This is a genomic window from Rhizobium sp. N324 (genome assembly GCF_001664485.1).
Taxonomy (GTDB): Bacteria; Pseudomonadota; Alphaproteobacteria; order Rhizobiales; family Rhizobiaceae; genus Rhizobium.
This window is the reverse complement of the sequence record NZ_CP013630.1, coordinates 1,448,519-1,466,775: the sequence shown is the minus strand read 5'-3', so window position 1 is coordinate 1,466,775 and position 18,257 is coordinate 1,448,519. Positions and strand designations below refer to the sequence as shown.

The 18,257-nt window shown below is 62.9% G+C and carries 14 protein-coding genes; 8 read left to right on the top strand and 6 right to left on the bottom strand.

The annotated features are described in order from the left end of the window. Positions 1-144: 144 nt before the first annotated feature. The 4 genes from AMK05_RS06990 (at position 145) to AMK05_RS06975 (ending at position 5,791) form a co-directional block, all read left to right on the top strand. Positions 145-1,638, top strand: a complete 1,494-nt coding sequence (locus AMK05_RS06990) for an ArnT family glycosyltransferase (RefSeq protein ID WP_064837805.1) — start codon at positions 145-147, stop codon at positions 1,636-1,638. A 138-nt stretch (positions 1,639-1,776) separates the two neighbouring features. After that, entirely contained in the window at positions 1,777-2,793 is a 1,017-nt protein-coding gene (locus AMK05_RS06985; protein WP_064837802.1) for a glycosyltransferase family 2 protein, read from the top strand. A gap of 13 nt (positions 2,794-2,806) precedes the next feature. Beyond that, on the top strand, positions 2,807-4,303 hold the full coding sequence (locus AMK05_RS06980; protein WP_064837800.1) for a glycosyltransferase family 39 protein: 1,497 nt from the start codon (positions 2,807-2,809) through the stop codon (positions 4,301-4,303). Further along, entirely contained in the window at positions 4,304-5,791 is a 1,488-nt protein-coding gene (locus tag AMK05_RS06975; RefSeq protein WP_064837798.1) for an ArnT family glycosyltransferase, read from the top strand. 504 nt (positions 5,792-6,295) lie between these two features. Here the strand turns inward: AMK05_RS06975 and AMK05_RS06970 are convergent. Continuing rightward, positions 6,296-7,663, bottom strand: coding sequence for an aspartate aminotransferase family protein (locus AMK05_RS06970; protein WP_064837795.1), 1,368 nt, complete (start codon positions 7,661-7,663; stop codon positions 6,296-6,298). An 80-nt stretch (positions 7,664-7,743) separates the two neighbouring features. Here AMK05_RS06970 and AMK05_RS06965 point away from each other — a divergent pair, with 80 nt between their 5' ends. Beyond that, the gene (locus tag AMK05_RS06965) at positions 7,744-9,096 is read left to right on the top strand and encodes a glutamine synthetase family protein (RefSeq protein ID WP_064837793.1); all 1,353 of its coding nucleotides are present in this window, start codon (positions 7,744-7,746) and stop codon (positions 9,094-9,096) included. A gap of 11 nt (positions 9,097-9,107) precedes the next feature. Here AMK05_RS06965 and AMK05_RS06960 read toward each other — a convergent pair whose 3' ends face one another. Further along, on the bottom strand, positions 9,108-10,052 hold the full coding sequence (locus tag AMK05_RS06960) for a diacylglycerol/lipid kinase family protein (protein WP_064837790.1): 945 nt from the start codon (positions 10,050-10,052) through the stop codon (positions 9,108-9,110). A gap of 300 nt (positions 10,053-10,352) precedes the next feature. Here AMK05_RS06960 and AMK05_RS06955 point away from each other — a divergent pair, with 300 nt between their 5' ends. Together AMK05_RS06955 and mgtE are read left to right on the top strand one after the other, a co-directional pair. Beyond that, the gene (locus AMK05_RS06955; RefSeq protein ID WP_064837786.1) at positions 10,353-11,579 is read left to right on the top strand and encodes an MFS transporter; all 1,227 of its coding nucleotides are present in this window, start codon (positions 10,353-10,355) and stop codon (positions 11,577-11,579) included. A gap of 260 nt (positions 11,580-11,839) precedes the next feature. Next, the gene (gene mgtE, locus AMK05_RS06950) at positions 11,840-13,213 is read left to right on the top strand and encodes a magnesium transporter (protein WP_064837785.1); all 1,374 of its coding nucleotides are present in this window, start codon (positions 11,840-11,842) and stop codon (positions 13,211-13,213) included. A gap of 203 nt (positions 13,214-13,416) precedes the next feature. On the opposite strand, the gene AMK05_RS06945 is transcribed toward mgtE, so the two are convergent. Beyond that, positions 13,417-13,890 (bottom strand): Lrp/AsnC family transcriptional regulator, encoded by a 474-nt coding sequence (locus tag AMK05_RS06945; protein WP_064837784.1) that lies wholly within the window; start codon positions 13,888-13,890, stop codon positions 13,417-13,419. A gap of 144 nt (positions 13,891-14,034) precedes the next feature. Between AMK05_RS06945 and AMK05_RS06940 the strand changes: the two genes are divergently transcribed. Beyond that, the gene (locus AMK05_RS06940; RefSeq protein ID WP_064837783.1) at positions 14,035-14,940 is read left to right on the top strand and encodes a DMT family transporter; all 906 of its coding nucleotides are present in this window, start codon (positions 14,035-14,037) and stop codon (positions 14,938-14,940) included. An 83-nt stretch (positions 14,941-15,023) separates the two neighbouring features. Here the strand turns inward: AMK05_RS06940 and AMK05_RS06935 are convergent, their stop codons facing one another. The 3 genes from AMK05_RS06935 to AMK05_RS06925 form a co-directional block, all read right to left on the bottom strand. Beyond that, positions 15,024-15,638: a L,D-transpeptidase gene (locus AMK05_RS06935; RefSeq protein ID WP_064837781.1), complete on the bottom strand. Its 615-nt coding sequence runs from the start codon at positions 15,636-15,638 to the stop codon at positions 15,024-15,026. Between the two features lie 117 nt (positions 15,639-15,755). Next, positions 15,756-16,325 (bottom strand): hypothetical protein, encoded by a 570-nt coding sequence (locus tag AMK05_RS06930; protein WP_143535819.1) that lies wholly within the window; start codon positions 16,323-16,325, stop codon positions 15,756-15,758. A gap of 95 nt (positions 16,326-16,420) precedes the next feature. Next, a complete protein-coding gene (locus tag AMK05_RS06925) occupies positions 16,421-18,085 on the bottom strand; it encodes an electron transfer flavoprotein-ubiquinone oxidoreductase (protein ID WP_064837777.1) in 1,665 nt (554 codons plus the stop codon). Between the last annotated feature and the right edge of the window lie 172 nt (positions 18,086-18,257).

The following is an 18,257-nucleotide window of genomic DNA, read 5'->3' as shown; positions in this document are numbered from 1 at the left end:
CCCGTTCGCCTGGCCTTTTAGGAGAAATGAAGGTTGCGCACAACGGCGGAGTTGATGGGCCATGGCGGGCGAACCCGCTTGCCCGCCGACGATCCGAGCGCTGACCGGTAAATCACACGCCTTGCCGGCTTGACGTGGAGATCGATGTTGGAGCGGATTACCAGAAGCATTCCGAGCGCAAGCCTTTTTCTGGCAGCCTATTTCCTGCTAAACATCGCGCTGCGCATCGCCTTGCCTCATACGCTCGATCTCGACGAGGCCGAGCAATCCTTCTATTCGCAATACCTGCTTGCCGGCTACGGCCCGCAGCCACCGTTCTACAACTGGATCCAATATGCCATCGTTTCGGTGACCGGCATATCGATGTGGGTGCTCTCGGTTCCCAAGAACATCATTCTCTTCGGCTGCTATGTCTTCTACGGGCTTGCCGCCCGCGAGGTGCTGAAGAACCGTTCGCTCGCAGCCGTCGCCATGCTGAGCCTGATCACCCTGCCGCAGGTGGGTTTGATGGCGCAGCGCGAATTGACCCATACCGTCGCCCTGCTGTTTGCGACCTCGCTCTTCCTCTTCGGTTTTTTCCGCACGCTGCGCCAGCCGTCGATTACAAGCTTCCTGGTCATTGGCATCGCCACGGGCATCGGGCTGATCTCGAAATATAATTTCGCCATCCTGCCGGCAGCAGCATTCATCGCCGTGCTCCCGGACCGGGAATGGCGCAGCCGTCTCATCGACTGGCGTTTGCTGCCGGCGATCATCATCGGCATTCTGATCGTGCTGCCGCATGCGCTCTGGCTGCCCGACAATCTCGCCAGCGCCTCTCAGCCGACGCTGGAGCGGATGACCGCCGAAGATCTGGCGCCTGCCGGCATTCCCCGCATCGGGCAAGGACTATTATCCCTTGTCATCGCCGTTCTCGGCTTCGTCGCATTGCCGATCGTTCTCGTCGCAGCCGCCTTCCGGCGGGATTTCTTTCGCGCGCTCTCCTCGTCCAGCCCGATGATCCGGGTGATCGAGCGGATGATGGTCGTCAGTCTGGTCGCTTTCGTCGGCGTGGTCCTCTTTGCCGGCGCGAGCGATATTCACGAGCGCTGGCTCGACCCCTGCCTGCTCGTCCTGCCGATCTATCTGTTCCTGAAACTGAAAACCGCAGATGTCGATCTTTCCGTCGGCCTTGCGCGCTTCCGGCCCGTGGTGCCGGTCTTCATGGTCGTTATCCTGTCGATCCTTCTCTTCCGGATCATTGGCATTCAATACATCGGCACCTATACGAGAACGAACGTGCCCTTTGCCGGCTACGTGGCTGAACTGACCGCCGCCCGCAAGCCGGTTCTCATCGTGGCCGGAACCAAGTTCGTGGCCGGCAATATGAGGCTTGCGCTCCCCGATGTTCCGGTGGTGATACCGTTCTTCCCTGGTTCGGGCGTTCCCGAATATGCGGCGGCGAAGGGGCCGGTGCTGGTGATCTGGCGCGGCGAAACCGCAGATGACCCGACGATTTCACCCGGTTTTGCGGGTGATCTGGTAAGATCGGGCATTCATCTGCAGGAGTTGAAGACGCTGACGCTGCCCTATCTCTTCGGTGATGGCAAACGCAGTTTTTCTATCGGTTATTCCTGGGTGGAAGGCGGCTCGAAATAGCGTTCCGGCAGGACAGCCGATTGCGGGGAAACCGGCATTGCCCGCTGGCAACCGGTGGACAGTTCATGTACTAGCCTTCCGCAAGCGCGCCGGCAGCAGTAAAGATTGCCAGGCCGTCCGGCTTTTTGGAGATAAGAGTTGCAGACAACCGTTGAGCCCATGCGCGGTACGAATGATCCGGTACAATCGCTCGAGCTGTCGCTGGTCGTGCCGATTTTCAACGAAGAGGAAAGCGTCGGCCCGCTCGTCGAGCGTGTCGTAGCGGCAATGGCCGCCTATCCCCATCGCTGGGAGCTGATCCTCGTCGACGACGGCAGCACGGATGCGACGCTCGTCAACGCCCGCAAGTTCGTCGGACGCGACGGGCTGACGCTGAGGATCGTCGAGCTGCAGCGCAACTTCGGCCAGACCGCCGCCATGCAGGCCGGTATCGACACCGCCCAGGGCCGCCTGATCGCGACGATGGACGGCGACCTGCAGAACGATCCGAAGGACATTCCTTCGATGGTCGCCGAATTGGAACGGCGCGAACTCGACCTCCTTGTGGGATGGCGAAAGAACCGCAAGGACGGTCTGTTCCTGCGCAAGATCCCCTCATGGTGCGCCAACTACCTGATCGGCCGTATCACCGGCGTCAAGCTGCACGATTACGGCTGCAGCCTGAAGATCTATCGGGCCTCGATCATCAAGCAGGTGAAGCTGATGGGCGAAATGCACCGCTTCATCCCGGCCTGGGTGGCCGGCGTCGTGCCGAGCTCGCGCATCGGCGAGATGGCCGTTACCCACCATGCGCGCGAGCACGGCGTTTCGAAATATGGGATTTCGCGCACCTTCCGCGTCATCCTCGACCTGCTGTCGGTGATGTTCTTCATGCGCTACAAGGCGCGGCCCGGGCATTTCTTCGGCTCGCTCGGTCTCGGCCTTGGCGCCGTCGCCATGCTGATCCTGCTCTATCTCGGTTTCGACAAGTTCATCATGGGCAACGATATCGGCACGCGCCCGATGCTGATGGTCGGCGTCGTGCTGCTGCTGTCGTCGGTGCAGATGATCACGACCGGCATCCTGGCGGAGATGATCGCGCGCACTTACTACCGCGACGATGCCTCGCCGAACTATATCGTGCGGCAGATCTTCGACGATCGAAGCCAAGCCTAAGCCCGGCATCACGATGCTGGAGCGCGCGACGAGGACGATCAGAACCGCGGGCCTGCTGCTTGCGGCCTATTTCGTGCTCAACATCGTGCTGCGCATCGCGCTTCCGCATTCGCTTGAGCTCGACGAGGCCGAGCAATCCTTCTTCTCGCAATATCTGCTGGCGGGCTACGGCCCGCAGCCGCCTTTCTACAACTGGATGCAATATGCCGTCGTGTCGGTGACCGGCATGTCGATCGGCGCCCTCATCGTGCCGAAGAACATCCTGCTGTTCCTATCCTATCTCTTCTATGGCCTTGCCGGTCGGCGCGTGCTGAAGGACGAGGCGCTTGCCGCCGTCGCCATGCTGTCGCTGATCACCCTGCCGCAGGTCTCTTATATGGCCCAGCAGGATCTGACCCACACGACCGCACTGCTCTTTGCCAGTTCGCTGTTTCTCTACGGCTTTTTCCGCACCCTCGATCGACCGGATATCGGCAGCTATCTGCTGCTCGGGCTTGCCACAGGCATCGGGCTGATCTCCAAATATAATTTCGCGCTGATGCCGGCCGCTGCCTTGATCGCCATCCTGCCGGATGCCGAATGGCGGCGCAGGGCGCTCGACTGGCGCATGCTCATCGCGATTGCCGTCGCGCTCGTCATCGTCCTGCCGCACGCGATCTGGCTGCAGGGCAATCTCGCATTCGCCTCCTCCGATACTCTGGTCAAGATGGCCGCCGGCAACGAGCCGGCCGGCGTCGTGCGGATCGGCAAAGGTCTCTTCGCCTTTCTCGTCGCCATCGTCGCCTTTGCGGCGCTGCCGGTCGCCATTTTCGCCGCCGCCTTCCGCCGGGATTTTGTCCTGATGCTTTCGGCCGGCAGCCGCTGGACCGGGATGATGGAGCGGATGATGCTTGCGAGCCTTGCCGGGATCGTTCTGATCGTGCTGTTCACCGGTTCCACCACGGTGCGTGAACGCTGGCTAGACCCGTTCCTGCTGGTGCTGCCGATCTATTTCCTGGCGAAGATGCAGGCTGCCGGCATCGACCTTTCCGCCGGGCTGCGCCGCCTCAGGCCGGTGCTGCCGGTGCTGATGGCCTGCGTGCTGATCGCGCTCGGCCTGCGTGTCGTCGGCGCCGGGCTGATCGGCGTCTACGCGAGGCCGAACGTGCCGATGGCCGGGCTTTCCCGCGAGATGACGCGACAAGGGGAACCGGCGCTGGTGATCGCCTCGGATACCTATGTCGGCGGAAACATACGGCTGCAGTTTCCAGATGTGCCCGTGGTGATCCCGGATTTCCCGGCACCGGGCATTCCCGCCTTTGCCGAGGCCAAGGGGCCGGTGCTGATCGTCTGGCGCGGCAAGAAGACGGCGACGGCCGCGGATGCGATCATGCCGGAGCGGTTTTCATCGGCACTGGCAACGGCAGGCATCGCGCCGCAGGAGATCGGCTCGCTGTCGATTCCCTATTATTTCGGCCGTCAGGGCGACAATTTCGCGCTCGGCTACGCCTGGGTTCGGCCGGAGAGATAGATGACCGACACCGACAGCCGCGACATCCGCTGGATTTTCCTCCTGCTGGCCGGCTATTTCGTGCTTCAGATCGGCGTGCGGCTGGCAACGTCGCATTCGCTCGATCTGGACGAGGCCGAACAGGCCTTCCGCTCGCAATGGCTTGCCGCCGGCTACGGCCCGCAGCCGCCCTTCTACAACTGGCTGCAATACGCGGTTTTCCAATTTACAGGCGTCTCGCTTGCCGCGCTTTCTATCGTAAAGAACCTTCTGCTGTTCAGTTCCTACCTGCTCTATGGCCTCACCGCGCGTCTTATCCTGCGCGACAAGGCGCTGGTGGCGATATCAACGCTCGGGCTGCTGACGATCCCGCAGATGGCTTTCGAGATGCAGCGCGACCTGACGCATACGGTCGCGGTGTTCTTCTCGGCCAGCATCTTCTTCTACGGCTTCATCCGCAGCCTGAAGCAGCCGAGCCTTGCCTCCTATCTGTTCGCCGGCATCGGCATCGGTTTCGGCCTGCTCGCCAAATATAATTTCGCCCTCCTGCCGGCGGCAGCGCTGATTGCCGCGCTGGCGGATGCGCGCCTGCGGCAGCGGATCTTCGATTGGCGGCTGGTGCTGACGGCTGCCGTGGCGCTTATCATCGTCCTGCCGCATCTCTTCTGGCTGAAGGACAATCTTGATTTCGCCACCGCCCGCACGCTGGAGAAGATGACCGCGAGCGGCGATGCCAGCTATCTCAAGCAGGTGGCCATGGGGACCAGCTCGCTTGCTCTCGCCACCATCAGCTTTGCCGGATTGACCGTGGCGGTGTTTGCGATCGTCTTCGGCAAGAGCCTTCGTCCGGCGCTCGCCGCCGGCTCGCAGTGGACGCAGCTCATCGAGCGGATGATGCTCGTCTTCCTCATCGGCATTCTGTTTCTGATCGTCTTCGGCGGCGCGGCCGGCATCAAGGATCGCTGGCTGGTGCCGATGCTCTTCATCCTGCCGCTCTATTTCTGCCTGAAGATCGAGGCCGCCGGCGTCGCGACCGGCAGGGCGTCCCGGCGTTTCATGGCGGTCGTCGCCATCATCATGATCGGCGTGCCGGCGGCCCTCTACGGCAGTGTCGCCGCCGCACGCTTCACCGGCCATTACGAACGGTTGAACAGGCCCTATGCCACGATGCTGGAAAACCTGCGCAAACAGGCCGAGCCGGCGGCGATCCTTGCCGGCGACAGCCTGCTTGCCGGCAATCTCAGGCAGGATATTCCCGATGTGCCGGTTCTCTCCGTCGATTACCCCGGCTTCCACCCGGATCTGGCCGGCCGGCAACCGCTGCTTCTCGTGTGGCTGATCCCGCCGAAAGGGGGAAGCGAAGGGCTCCCGCCGGCCATGGCCGAATGGCTACAGGCCAATCTCGGCGCGTCCGCACCTCAGGCTTCGGTGATCGACGTGCCCTATTTCTATCAGCGCGGCGACGATCGGTATCGTTTCGGCTATGCCTGGGTCGGCCGGCCGGACTGAGCGGAATCGGGAGAGTGCCGGTCGCGTAGGCCGAATGACCGGAATGGGTGTAGCCGTGATTGAGGTGGCCGACCGCGTTGATCTGGACATGGACTATCATCCGCTACGTCACCGGTTTAGGCCGCGACTGGCATTGTCGGGCTTCGCTGGCGGGTGCTGACACGGGCGTCTGCGCTGGGACTGGTTTGCCGTGCCTACCCCACCCTCCGTCCTCCTCGGGCTTGACCCGAGGATCCGCGCCACATCCATTAGCAGCAGTGGCATGGATCCCAGGCTCAAGGCCTGGGAAGACGGAGAGTGTGGTTGGCGCTCTCGCCAAACTCGCCGCCGGCGTACAGAGACAAACCACAACGGGTGCTTCATTAGGCCAGCCTTACCAAGCCCTCCCTCACCTGTGTTTCAGGCGGTGGCGTCAATGCCGCCGATACGGCTGGAAGCATGGGCGGCGTTGCGAAGCGCCTGCTTATCGCCGCATCCGCAAGAGACCCGGTCGGATGAGCGACATCAAGATCTCAGTTCCTTCCAGGCCGCATCCAGCGCCAGCCTGGTAATCCTTGCCATCTCTTCCACCTCCGCATGGCTGATCACAAGCGGTGGCGAGGCCAGCATGCGGTCGGCGGTGGCGCGCAGTACGAGGCCGTTGGCGAGCGCATGGTTGCGCACCAGCGCCCCGACCTGGTCGGGCTTCTCATAACGGGTGCGCGTGCTCTTGTCGGCGGCAAGCTGCAGGGCGCCCATCAGGCCGATGCTGACGGCCTCGCCGACGAGATCATGATCAGCGAGCGCCGCCCAAGCCCTGCCGAAATAGGGGCCGATATCGTCGCGCACCCGTTCGACCAATCGCTCCTCCTCGATGATGCGCAGGTTTTCGAGCGCGGCGGCGGCGCAGACCGGATGGCCGGAATAGGTGAAGCCGTGATTGAACTCGCCGACCTCGTCGATCAGCACATCGGCGATGCGGTCGCTGACGAGCACGCCGCCAATCGGCAAGTAACCGGAGGACAGCCCCTTGGCGATCGGCGCCAGATCCGGCTCGACGCCGAAATGCTGGTAGCCGAACCAGGCGCCCAGCCGGCCGAAACCGCAGATCACCTCGTCGGTCACCAACAGGATATTGCGCGCCTTGCAGATGCGGTCGATCTCCGGCCAATAGGTCTCGGGCGGGATGATGACGCCGGCAGCGCCTTGCACCGGCTCGGCGACAAAGGCGGCGACATTTTCCTCGCCCAACTCATCGATCTTCGCTTCGAGCTCGCGGGCGACCTTGAGGCCGAATTCATCAGGCGAGAGATCGCCGCCCTCGCCGTACCAGTAAGGCTGGCCGATATGGACAATGCCGGGTATCGGCAGGTCGCCCTGCTCATGCATATATTTCATGCCGCCGAGGCTGGCGCCGGCGACGGTCGAGCCGTGATAACCGTTCTTTCTCGCGATCACGATCTTCTTCGACGGCTTGCCGACGGCGCTCCAGTAGACACCGGCCATGCGGAACCAGGTGTCGTTCGCCTCCGAGCCGGAGCCGGTGAAGAAGATATGATTGAACCGCTCGCCGGCATGGGCGGTGACCTTCTGGGCCAGCAGCGTCGCGGGCGCCGAACTCGTGCCGAAGAAGGTGTTGTAATAGGGCAGTTCGGTCATCTGCCGTGCGACGGCCTCGGTGATCTCCCGGCGGCCATAGCCGATATTGACGCACCAGAGGCCGGCGAAGCCATCGAGATATTTCCTGCCATGGTTGTCGAAGATATGGACGCCCTCGCCGCGCTGAATGATGCGCGCGCCATCGGCATTCAGCTTCTTCATGTCGGCGAAGGGATGCAGATGGTGCGCGGCGTCGATCGCGGCGAGATTCGAGGGCGGATAAATATCGGGCATAAGGTGAAAACCCTCGCGGATTGAAAGGCTGCTATCGATGGGATAGGAGCTTGGCCTTGTCCCGGAGGATTTTCAAGGTCATGGCAAGCGACAGGATGGACGGCAAGACCGAGGGCGGCGACCCGCGTCTCGAAATCCTGATCGTCGGCATGAACGGCGAGCTGCGCGGCAAGCAGCTTCCATCCGGCGCCGAAGGCAAGATCTGGGCCGGCGACATTCGCCTGCCGACCTCGACGCAGTCGCTCGACATCTGGGGCGACGACAATGACGACATTACCGGCCTGTCGCTGACGATCGGCGATCCGGACGGCAAGGTCATCCCCGACCGGCGCAGCCTGGCGTCGATGCCCTGGGCGCCCGAAGGTTCGATGCAGGTGCTTGCCACCATGCATGAATTCGACGGCAGCCCGAGCTTCATGGATCCGCGCGCCATCCTCGCCTCGGTGGTCGAGCGCTATACGGCGCGCGGCCTGACGCCTGTGGTGGCGACCGAGCTGGAATTCTACGTGATGTCGGGGGACTGGCGCGCGACCGGCCGCCCTTCCCCGCCCGAAAGCCTGACCTATCGCGGCGAACCGAATGGTTTCCAGCTCTACGACATGAGCGCCGTCGACGCGCTCGACGGCTATCTCGGGACGCTGAGGGCCTATGCGAAGGCGCAAGGACTGCCGGCGGAGGCGACGACGGCGGAGTTCGGCCCGGGCCAGTTCGAGGTCAACCTGCTGCACCGACCCGATGCGCTCGCCGCCGCCGACGATTGCCTCTATTTGAAGCGCATCGCCGAGCAGGCGGCGCGCCGCCACGGGCTGAAATCGACCTGCATGGCCAAGCCCTATTCCGATCATGCCGGCTCCGGCCTGCATGTGCATGCCAGCATCATCGACAGCCAGGGCCGCAATATCCTCGATACCAAGGGCGGCGAGCCGAAGCTCCTGAAATCGGTCACGGCAGGGCTGCTCGACAGCATGCGCGCGGCGCAGTTGATCTTCGCCCCCTTCGCCAACTCCTACCGCCGCTTCCAGCCGGGCTCGTTCGCGCCGGTCGACCTGACCTGGGGCAGCGGCCATCGCGGCACGGCGATCCGCATCCCCGATCAGGACGGGCCGGCCGCCCGCATCGAGCACCGCGTCGCCGGCGCCGATGCCAATCCCTATCTGCTGCTTGCAGCGATCCTCGGCGGCATGCTCCTTGGCCTCGATGGCGACCTCGACCCCGGCGCGGAGACGACGCCTTCACACATACCGGCGAATACGGCGCGGTTGACGCATGATTTCCTCAGCGCAGTCGAGACTTTCCGTGCCTCGCCCTTCATCGCCGACATCTTCGGCGCACGTTATCAGGCGCTTTACGGCGACACCAAGCGCAAGGAAGCGCTGGCGCATCTGCGCAGCGTTTCGGATTTCGACTATCGCACCTATCTGCCGCGGCTCTGAAGCATCCGGCCTCAGGCTGCGGGCTCGCGGCGTTCGGCCGCATCCACCTGCGCGGCGAGACCCTGCTTGACGAGGACCTTCAACTCGCCCGGATGCAGCCGGATGGAAACGTCGCGTGCAAGCGGCAGCAGCTCGCCGTCCATGACGCAATTGGCCTTGGAGCGCAGTTTCGGGAAATGCAGTTGCACTTCCGCCGGATGCATCACCATGACATCGGCGTTCTCGCGGACCTTGCCGCGCAGCATGTCGATGGCGAGGCGGGCGACGCCGATGGGTTTCAGCGGATTGGCCGTATAGAAGCCGAGTTCGCCGCTTGTCAGATTATCGGCGTAGAGCAGCGCGTTCTCGCCGAAGGGATTGTTGGAGACCGAAATCGCCGACACCCGGCGGCGTTCACGCATCCCCGCCGCCTCGAACTCCACTTCGAATTCCGGCGGGTTGAAGATGACGCCAAGGGCGGCCTTCGTGCTCGCCCGGATCTTGCCGAGCCGCGAACGATAGCTGTAGGCGTTGCGGTAGCGCACCATGCGGGCATGCAGGCCGGCGGAAAACTGGTGGATGAACGGGCGGCCGTTGGCGCTGGCGATATCGACATTGTCGATCTCGCCGGTGGCCAGCACATCGAGCGCCTGCCAGATATCGAGCGGCACGCGCAGCGAGCGGGCAAAGAGGTTCATCGTGCCGGCCGGCACGACGCCGAGGGCAATGCCGTTTTTCCAGGCGATCGATGCCGCCGCCGAAATCGTGCCGTCGCCGCCGCCGGCGACGATGCCGTCGATATCGTCGCGCTTGGCCGCCCGCTCCATGGCGGGAATAATCTCTTTTCCGGAGAAGACGATAGCGTCGAAATCGTGCCCCGCGTCGCGGAACGCCTCCTCCGCCCTCTTTTCGTAGGCCAGCATGTCGGTGGTCCTGAAGGTGCCGCCGTCGCGATTGAAAAAGCCTACAAGCTTCATGAGGGCTCCCGTCCCTGGCGCGGAAATGCTCCTGCCTTTGCCCTGAGATGGTTGCGGCATTGGCGATTTCAAGCGCATCAGCCTTTCCGCAAGAATATCAGAAATGCAAATATTGCAACGGACATATGCACATAGCAGGACGCTGCACTGCGAAAAATGCACTCGACGCCTGCCGGTATATCACGGATAGATCACATATCGGAGAGATCGTCTCCACCTCCCGCCATAGACCACGATCGCCTCGCGGCCGCGCTTGCGCCGGAGGCCGTTGCCAAGCAAAAACCGTCCCGAGGAGCTCTCATGAGTGAGATCGCCATCAATGATTCCATCGACAGCCAGGATGAAGGACTGCCGTCGGCAACGACAGTGGCGCTGGTCCAGTTGGCGCTCGCCTGCGGCGGCTTCGGCATCGGCACCGGTGAATTTGCGATCATGGGGCTGCTGCCGAATGTCGCCGATACTTTCTCGGTGACGACGCCGCAGGCCGGCTACGTCATCAGCGCCTATGCGCTCGGCGTCGTCGTCGGCGCGCCCGTTATCGCTGTGCTCGCCGCCAAGATGGCGCGCCGCACGCTGCTCCTGACACTGATGCTGGTTTTTGCCGTCGGAAATATCCTCAGCGCCATGGCGCCGACTTTCGAATCCTTCACCTTCCTGCGCTTCGTGACCGGACTGCCGCACGGCGCCTATTTCGGCGTCGCCGCCCTGGTCGCCGCCTCGATGGTGCCGATACATCGCCGCGCCCGTGCCGTCGGCCGCGTCATGCTCGGCCTCACCGTCGCTACTCTTCTCGGCACGCCGCTGACGACGTTTTTCGGCCAGTCGCTCGACTGGCAGGTGGCGTTCTGGTCGGTCGGCATCGTCGGCCTGCTGACGGTGGCGCTGATCTGGTTCTACGTTCCCAAGGACAGGGTTTCCGAAGAGGCAAGCTTCCTGCGCGAACTCGGCGCCTTCCGCCGGCCGCAGGTATGGCTGACGCTCGGCATCGCCGCCGTCGGTTACGGCGGCATGTTTGCAATGTTCAGCTATATCGCCTCGACGACCACTGAGGTGGCGATGCTGCCGGAAACGGCCGTCCCGATCATGCTGGTGCTGTTCGGCGTCGGCATGAATGCCGGCAATTTCATTGGCTCCTGGCTTGCCGACAAATCGCTGCTCGGCACGATCGGCGGCTCGCTCGTCTATAATATCGTCGTGCTGACCACCTTTTCGCTGACCGCCGCCAATCCCTATATGCTCGGCCTCTCGGTCTTCCTGGTCGGCTGCGGTTTTGCCGCCGGCCCGGCGCTGCAGACGCGGCTGATGGATGTCGCCGCCGATGCGCAGACGCTTGCCGCCGCTTCCAACCATTCCGCCTTCAACATCGCCAATGCGATCGGCGCCTGGCTCGGCGGGCTCGTCATCGCCTGGGGCTACGGTTTTGCGGCAACCGGTTATGTCGGCGCGGCACTCTCTTTCCTCGGCCTCTTCGTCTTTGCAGCCTCCGTGCGGCTGGAGCGCCGCAGCCGGAGCATGCAGGCTGCGTAAAGCATCTCCGCTCGCAATGGGCGGGGGTGCGACATTCTGGCGTTAAGCATTTACCCCGCTTGACTTTTTTTGCGTTCGGGACCACCTAGAACCTCACGCGGATGGCACTCGTCCGCGGATTTCAACGGAGCCATCTTCACGATGCCAAGCGACAGTAGCAGTCGATTGCCTTTGCCGTACGCGGCCCTCGTGCGCTGACCGACTCCTGTCGGCTCGCCCGTTCGGGACGCTACGGCGGATCGACGGAAAGGCGAGCCTTAATGAACATCAATCGCTTCCCACTTCGGGCAGGCCATGCCGCCCGTACCTTCATCAACAACAGCCGCGGCGCAACGATCGCCGAACGCGTCGATGCGTTGAACGCGCTGACCGTCCAGGACGCCGGGCGTGTGCTGACCGGCATGCCGCTCGACTATGCCGTCAACATTCTCGACCGGCCGGAGCTGCGCAACGCCGCACAGATCCTGGCGCTGATCAGCGCCGAGGACGCCGCACGGCTGCTGCACGGCATGTCCAACGACCGTGTCGCCGACGTGCTGCTCGAACTCGACGGCGAGACCCGCGGCCGGCTGTTTGCCAGCCTCGACGAGCCGGTGCGCATCGCGATCCAGCACCTGATGGGCTATCCGCCGCGCACGGCCGGCGGCATCATGACGACGGAATTCGTCAGCGTGCCGGTCAGCTGGACTGTTGCCCAGACGCTCGATCATGTGCGCCAGGTCGAACGCTCGCGGGAAACCGTCTACGCCATCTATGTGCTCGACGAGGCCAGCCATGCGCTCATGCATGTGGTGACGCTGCGCCGCCTCATCACCGGCGAGCCTGAGGCTTCCATCCTTTCGGTGGCGCAGAAGGGCACGCCGGTTTCGGCCGATCCGCTGATGAAGCAGGAGGATGTCGCCCGGCTGATCCGCAAGCACGACCTGCTCGCCTTGCCGGTCACCGACGACCATGGGCAGGTGCTCGGCATCGTCACCGTCGACGACGTGATCGACACGATGATCTCGGACACGACGGAAGCCGCCCAGAGGTTCGGCGGCATGGAGGCACTCGGCCAGCCCTATATGAAGATCGGCTTTGCCGGCATGATCCGCAAGCGCGCCGGCTGGCTCGCCGCCCTGTTCCTCGGCGAAATGCTGACGGCAAGCGCCATGCAGCATTTCGAAGGTGAGCTTGAGAAGGCCGTGGTGCTGACGCTGTTCATCCCGCTGATCATGAGCTCGGGCGGCAATTCCGGCTCGCAGGCGACGTCGCTGATCATCCGGGCTTTGGCGCTCGGCGAGCTGAAGCTGTCGGACTGGTGGAAAGTGCTGTTGCGCGAACTGCCGACGGGCATCGTGCTCGGCGCGATCCTCGGCCTCGTCGGCTTCATCCGCATCGTCTTCTGGCAGTCGTCCGGCCTTTACGACTACGGCCCGCACTGGCAGATGGTCGCCGTCACGGTGTTTGCCGCCCTGATCGGGATCGTCACCTTCGGCTCGATCTGCGGCTCGATGCTGCCCTTCCTGCTGCAAAAGCTGCGGCTCGATCCGGCCAGCGCCTCGGCCCCCTTCGTCGCCACGCTGGTCGACGTCACCGGGCTCGTCATCTACTTCTCGGTGGCGCTGCTCATCCTCAGCGGGACGCTGCTGTAGAGCTGAACGACCGGGTTGATGGTCGAGCAAAAAGGCCCCTCCCCAACCCCTCCCCACAAGGGGGAGGGGCTTAAACTGCCGCACCCGCGTCCCAAATATTGACCCCCTCGATGGGGAGCGAGACGGTGCCCCAGATTAGTCCCTCCCCCTTGTGGGGAGGGGTTGGGGAGGGGTTTTTATTAGCGAGAAAAACTATTGAGAAATCATCTTCCCTCGGGCAGCTTCAACGGCCCGTGCGTCTTGATGCTGCGAATGGCGAAGTTCGAGCGGATGTCGCTGGCGTTGGGCAGGGTCAGCAGCGTCTCCGTCAGAAGCCGTTCGTAGGCGGCGAGGTCCTCCACCACGACTTCGGCGAGGAAATCGGCCGTGCCCGAAATCAGAAAGCAGGAGACGATCTCGGGGATGGCGAGCAGTGTCTGCTGTTGCGCCTCGGAATTTTCGCGGCTGTGATGGGCGACCTTGAATTCGACGAAGACGGTCAGGCCGAGACCAACCTCCTTGCGGTCGATATCGGCGGTGTAACCGCGGATGACGCCGGAGCGTTCGAGATTGCGGATGCGGCGCAGGCAGGGCGACGGCGAGAGGTTCACCTTCTCGGCGATTTCGACATTGGTGGCCCGCGCATCCTCCTGCAGGCACTTCAGGATGGCGATATCGAATTTATCGAGATTTGGCATTTTCGCGATTCCTGTTGGCACCATTTTGGCAGAAGATTGCGCATAGCATGATTTTTGAGCCATAGATAGCAAGGACATGCCCCACCCTCCTGATCTAATCTTTTCCTCGACCGGAAGGCTCCGGATGAAGGAAGGGACAGGACGATGACCACCATTGCATTTACCAACGACAAGTCGCCATCGCAGGCACTGGGTTATGCCGGCGGCGCTGTTACCGTGCTGATCTGGGCGACATGGTTTCTCGTCACCCGCCACAGCGCCGCAACGCCTCTCGGCTCGATCGACATCGGGCTGATCCGCTTCGGCATTCCCGCCCTGGTGCTGTCGCCGGTCTGGCTGAAGACAGGGCTGCTGCCGAAGACGGTGCCGCTGCATCTGCTGGCGATCATGGTGTCCGGCTCGGGCGCCGTCTTCTTCCTGCTGACCACGCTGGCAATCCATTCGACGCCGGCTGCCTCCTCAGGCATTCTGCTCGGCGGCTCGATGCCGCTCGCTGCGGCGCTGATCGGCATCGTGCTGTTTGGCGAAAGACCTGATACCACCCGCATCGCCGGGCTCGTCGCGATCGTCGCCGGCGTGCTGATCCTGCTGACGCGGAGCCTTGCGGACGCCTCGCTGGCATGGACGAGCTTCGTGCTGCTGCCGGCCGGCGCCGTTCTGTGGGCGAGCTATACTCATGCCTTCCGCCGCTCGGGCCTGACGGCCGTGCAGGCAAGCGCGCTGATCGCCGTCTGGTCCTTCCTGATCATGGGCGTGCTGGCGCTTATCTTCGGCATCTCGCTGCCGCAGGCGCCTCTCCCGGAAATCGGCCTGCAGGTGCTGAGCCAGGGTATGCTTTCCGGTCTCGTCGCCATGGTCGCCTACGGCACCGCCGTCAGGACCCTCGGCGGAACACAGGCCGCCGCCTTCACGGCGCTGACCCCGGTATTGGCAACGCTCGGCGGCGGCTTGTTGCTTGGCGAGGCGATCGGCCTGACGGAAATCAGCGCCGCCGTGATCACCGGCATCGGCGTTGCGCTTTCCACCGGGATCGCCGCCCAGCGCCGCTGACCGCCAGCTAGGGCCAACAAAGGTCGAAAGCCGCCGACAGCCATCGCTGCGGCGGCTTTTTCAATGAACGTGATTTTACCACCTCAAGCCTGGATGACGACGACCCTCGCGCCGACCTCGACGCGGCTGTAGAGATCGATCACGTCGTGGTTCATCATGCGGATGCAGCCGCTCGACATGGCGAGACCGATCGATTGCGGCTGGTTGGTGCCGTGAATACGGAAATGCGTGTCGCCGCCGCCACGATAGAGATACATCGCCCGTGCACCGAGCGGGTTGTTCGGGCCGCCCGGCATGCCGCCGGCAAGCTTGCGATAACGCTCTTCGCGGGCTTGCATGTTTTCGGTCGGCGTCCAGCTCGGCCACTCGGCCTTGCGGCCGATATAGGCGTTGCCGGCAAAGGCCAGCCCCTCGCGGCCGACGCCGACGCCGTAGCGCACTGCCCTGTTGTCACCGAGGACATAGTAAGCGCGCCGTGCCGGGGTATCGACGACGATCGTGCCCGCTGCATGAGTGGTTTCATAGGCCACTTCCTGACGGCGGAGCTCCGGCTTGATCTTGTCGATCGGCACCTGCTTTAAGGGGAATTTTTCATCCGGAAGTGCGGCGTAATTCGTCTGACTGTTCAGGCCGGTCGCAGAGCAGCCGGCGACAAAAAGCGGCAGAGCGATCAGGAAGCCCCGGCGGGAGATCGTCATGAATGTGTCCTTAGTGCGTCAACATGATGTCGCAAACTAAGGAGATTATGGTTAATGAAACGCTAAAGGAGCACAGCAGACAGAGATAACGACTGCGTTATCATGTATAGCCCACCGCTATTTCACGACAGTTTCAATATGCGCCGCCAGCGCGAGATATTGATCAGCCGAAAAGTTTTCCCATCCGTCTTGCGGCACACGATCGAGTTGTGGCGAAAGAGCGGAATAGATACCGAAGAATCCATCGGAGAGTTGGTCGCGCCGGGCCATGTAAGCCGCCTTCGATAGGCCGCCCTCGCTTTGCCGAGCCAGGATTTCTTCGCTCCCTGCCGACATTGACCAGACCAACCGGGTGTTCGCAGTGCAAATGTCGACAACAGGATTCCCGCCGGCACAACTGCCTACGACGATTTCGTCATCCCCCCAGATGTCCCGGCGCAAGAAATCCGAGAGTCGCATTTGATCGTGGAACCCATCGGTTGCGATGCGAAGGCGTGCAATATGGATATATTTCTTATCCGGCGGCGCAAGTTGCGGCACCTTGATGGTCTGCAGCAGATAGGGCGGCTCCGACTCGAAGCGGATTTCGAGAAAGGGCCGGTAGCCCCAGAGCAGAGGCACGGGCGCCTCGCTTCCGCCATCCATCCACCCGTCGGGCGGTCCCAGCAATTCCGAGACCTCGCGCATCGTCACGCCGCGCGTGAGCGGCCCGAGCGCTCCTGTTCGAAGAAAGGAGAGCAAGGAAAGCGTAGCAGATCTGGGATGGCGGACGACCATCCGATCTACATGTTCGGATAGACCGGCCCCTCGCCGCCCTGTGGCGGCACCCAGTTGATGTTCTGGTTGGGGTCCTTGATGTCGCAGGTCTTGCAGTGCACGCAGTTCTGCGCGTTGATGACGAAGGTGTCCTGCCCGTCCTTCTCCACCCATTCGTAGACCCCGGCCGGACAGTAGCGCGTCGACGGGCCGGCATAGATGTCGTGTTCCGAACGCTTCTGCAGGCCCATGTCCTTGACCTGCAGATGCACCGGCTGATCCTCCTCGTGATTGGTGTTCGACAGGAACACCGAGGACAGGCGGTCGAAGGTCAAAACGCCGTCCGGCTTCGGATAGGCGATCGGCTTGTGCTGCGCGGCCGGTTCCAGGCTTTGCGCATCGGTCTTGCCGTGGCCAAGCGTGCCGAAGAAAGAAAAGCCGAACAGCGTGTTCGTCCACATGTCGAGGCCTCCGAGCGCCACACCGAGTGCCGTGCCGAACTTCGACCACAGCGGCTTGACGTTGCGCACCCGCTTGAGATCCTTGCCGATGTCGCCCTTGCGCCAGTCGTTCTCGATCTCGGCCACCTCGTCATGGCTGCGGCCAGCTTCGATGGCAGCGGCCAGCTTCTCGGCCGCGAGCATGCCCGACAGCACCGCATTGTGGCTGCCCTTGATGCGGGGAACGTTGACGAGACCGGCCGAACAGCCGATCAGCGCTCCGCCGGGGAAAGACAGCTTCGGCACCGACTGATAACCGCCCTCGGTGATGGCACGCGCCCCATAGGAGAGCCGCTTGCCGCCCTCGAAGGTTCCGCGGATCGCCGGATGGGTCTTAAAGCGCTGGAATTCCTCGAAGGGATAAAGGTAAGGGTTCTTGTAATTGAGATGAACGACGAAGCCGACCGCCACCAGATTGTCTTCGAGGTGATAGAGGAACGAACCGCCGCCGGTCTTCATCCCCAGTGGCCAGCCAAAGGAGTGCTGCACCAGGCCCTGCTTGTGGTTCTCCGGCTTGACCTGCCAGAGTTCCTTGATGCCGATGCCGAACTTCTGCGGCTCACGATCCTTCTGCAGATCGAACTTGGCGATCAGCTGCTTGGCAAGCGAACCGCGCACGCCTTCGCCGATCAGCGTGTACTTGCCGCGCAGCTCCATGCCGCGGGTATAGTTCGGGCCGGGCTCGCCGTTCTTCTCGATGCCCATGTCGCCGGTGGCGACACCGATGACCGCGCCCTTGTCGTCGTAGAGCACTTCGGCGGCGGCAAAGCCCGGATAGATCTCGACGCCGAGCTCTTCGGCCTTGCCCGCCAGCCAGCGACAGACGTTGCCGAGCGAGACGATGTAGTTGCCGTGATTGTTCATCAAGGGCGGCATCAGCGCATTCGGCAGGCGGATCGAGCCGGCCGGGCCGAGCAGCAGGAAGTGGTCTGATGTGACTTCCGTCTTGAACGGATGATCGGCCTCGTCGCGCCAGCCGGGCAGCAGCCGGTCGATGCCGATCGGATCGACCACGGCGCCCGAGAGGATATGGGCGCCGACCTCGGCCCCCTTCTCCAGGACCACGACCGACAGTTCCGGGTTGACCTGCTTCAGCCGGATCGCCGCCGAAAGACCGGCCGGACCGGCGCCGACGATCACCACGTCGAATTCCATGCTCTCGCGTTCAGGCAACTCAGTCGTCTCGGTCATTCACTCGTCTCCGCTTGGCGGCGCGCAGCCGTCATCCCTCTCAGGCACTTTCTGTCAAAACGAGAAAGCATTGTCGAGCCGGGATACGACAGCCAATCTTCAATTCGCACAATGATAGGCCCTGCGCGCCAGAATTATATAACGTTTACGTTAACATCAATTAGCAAACGCC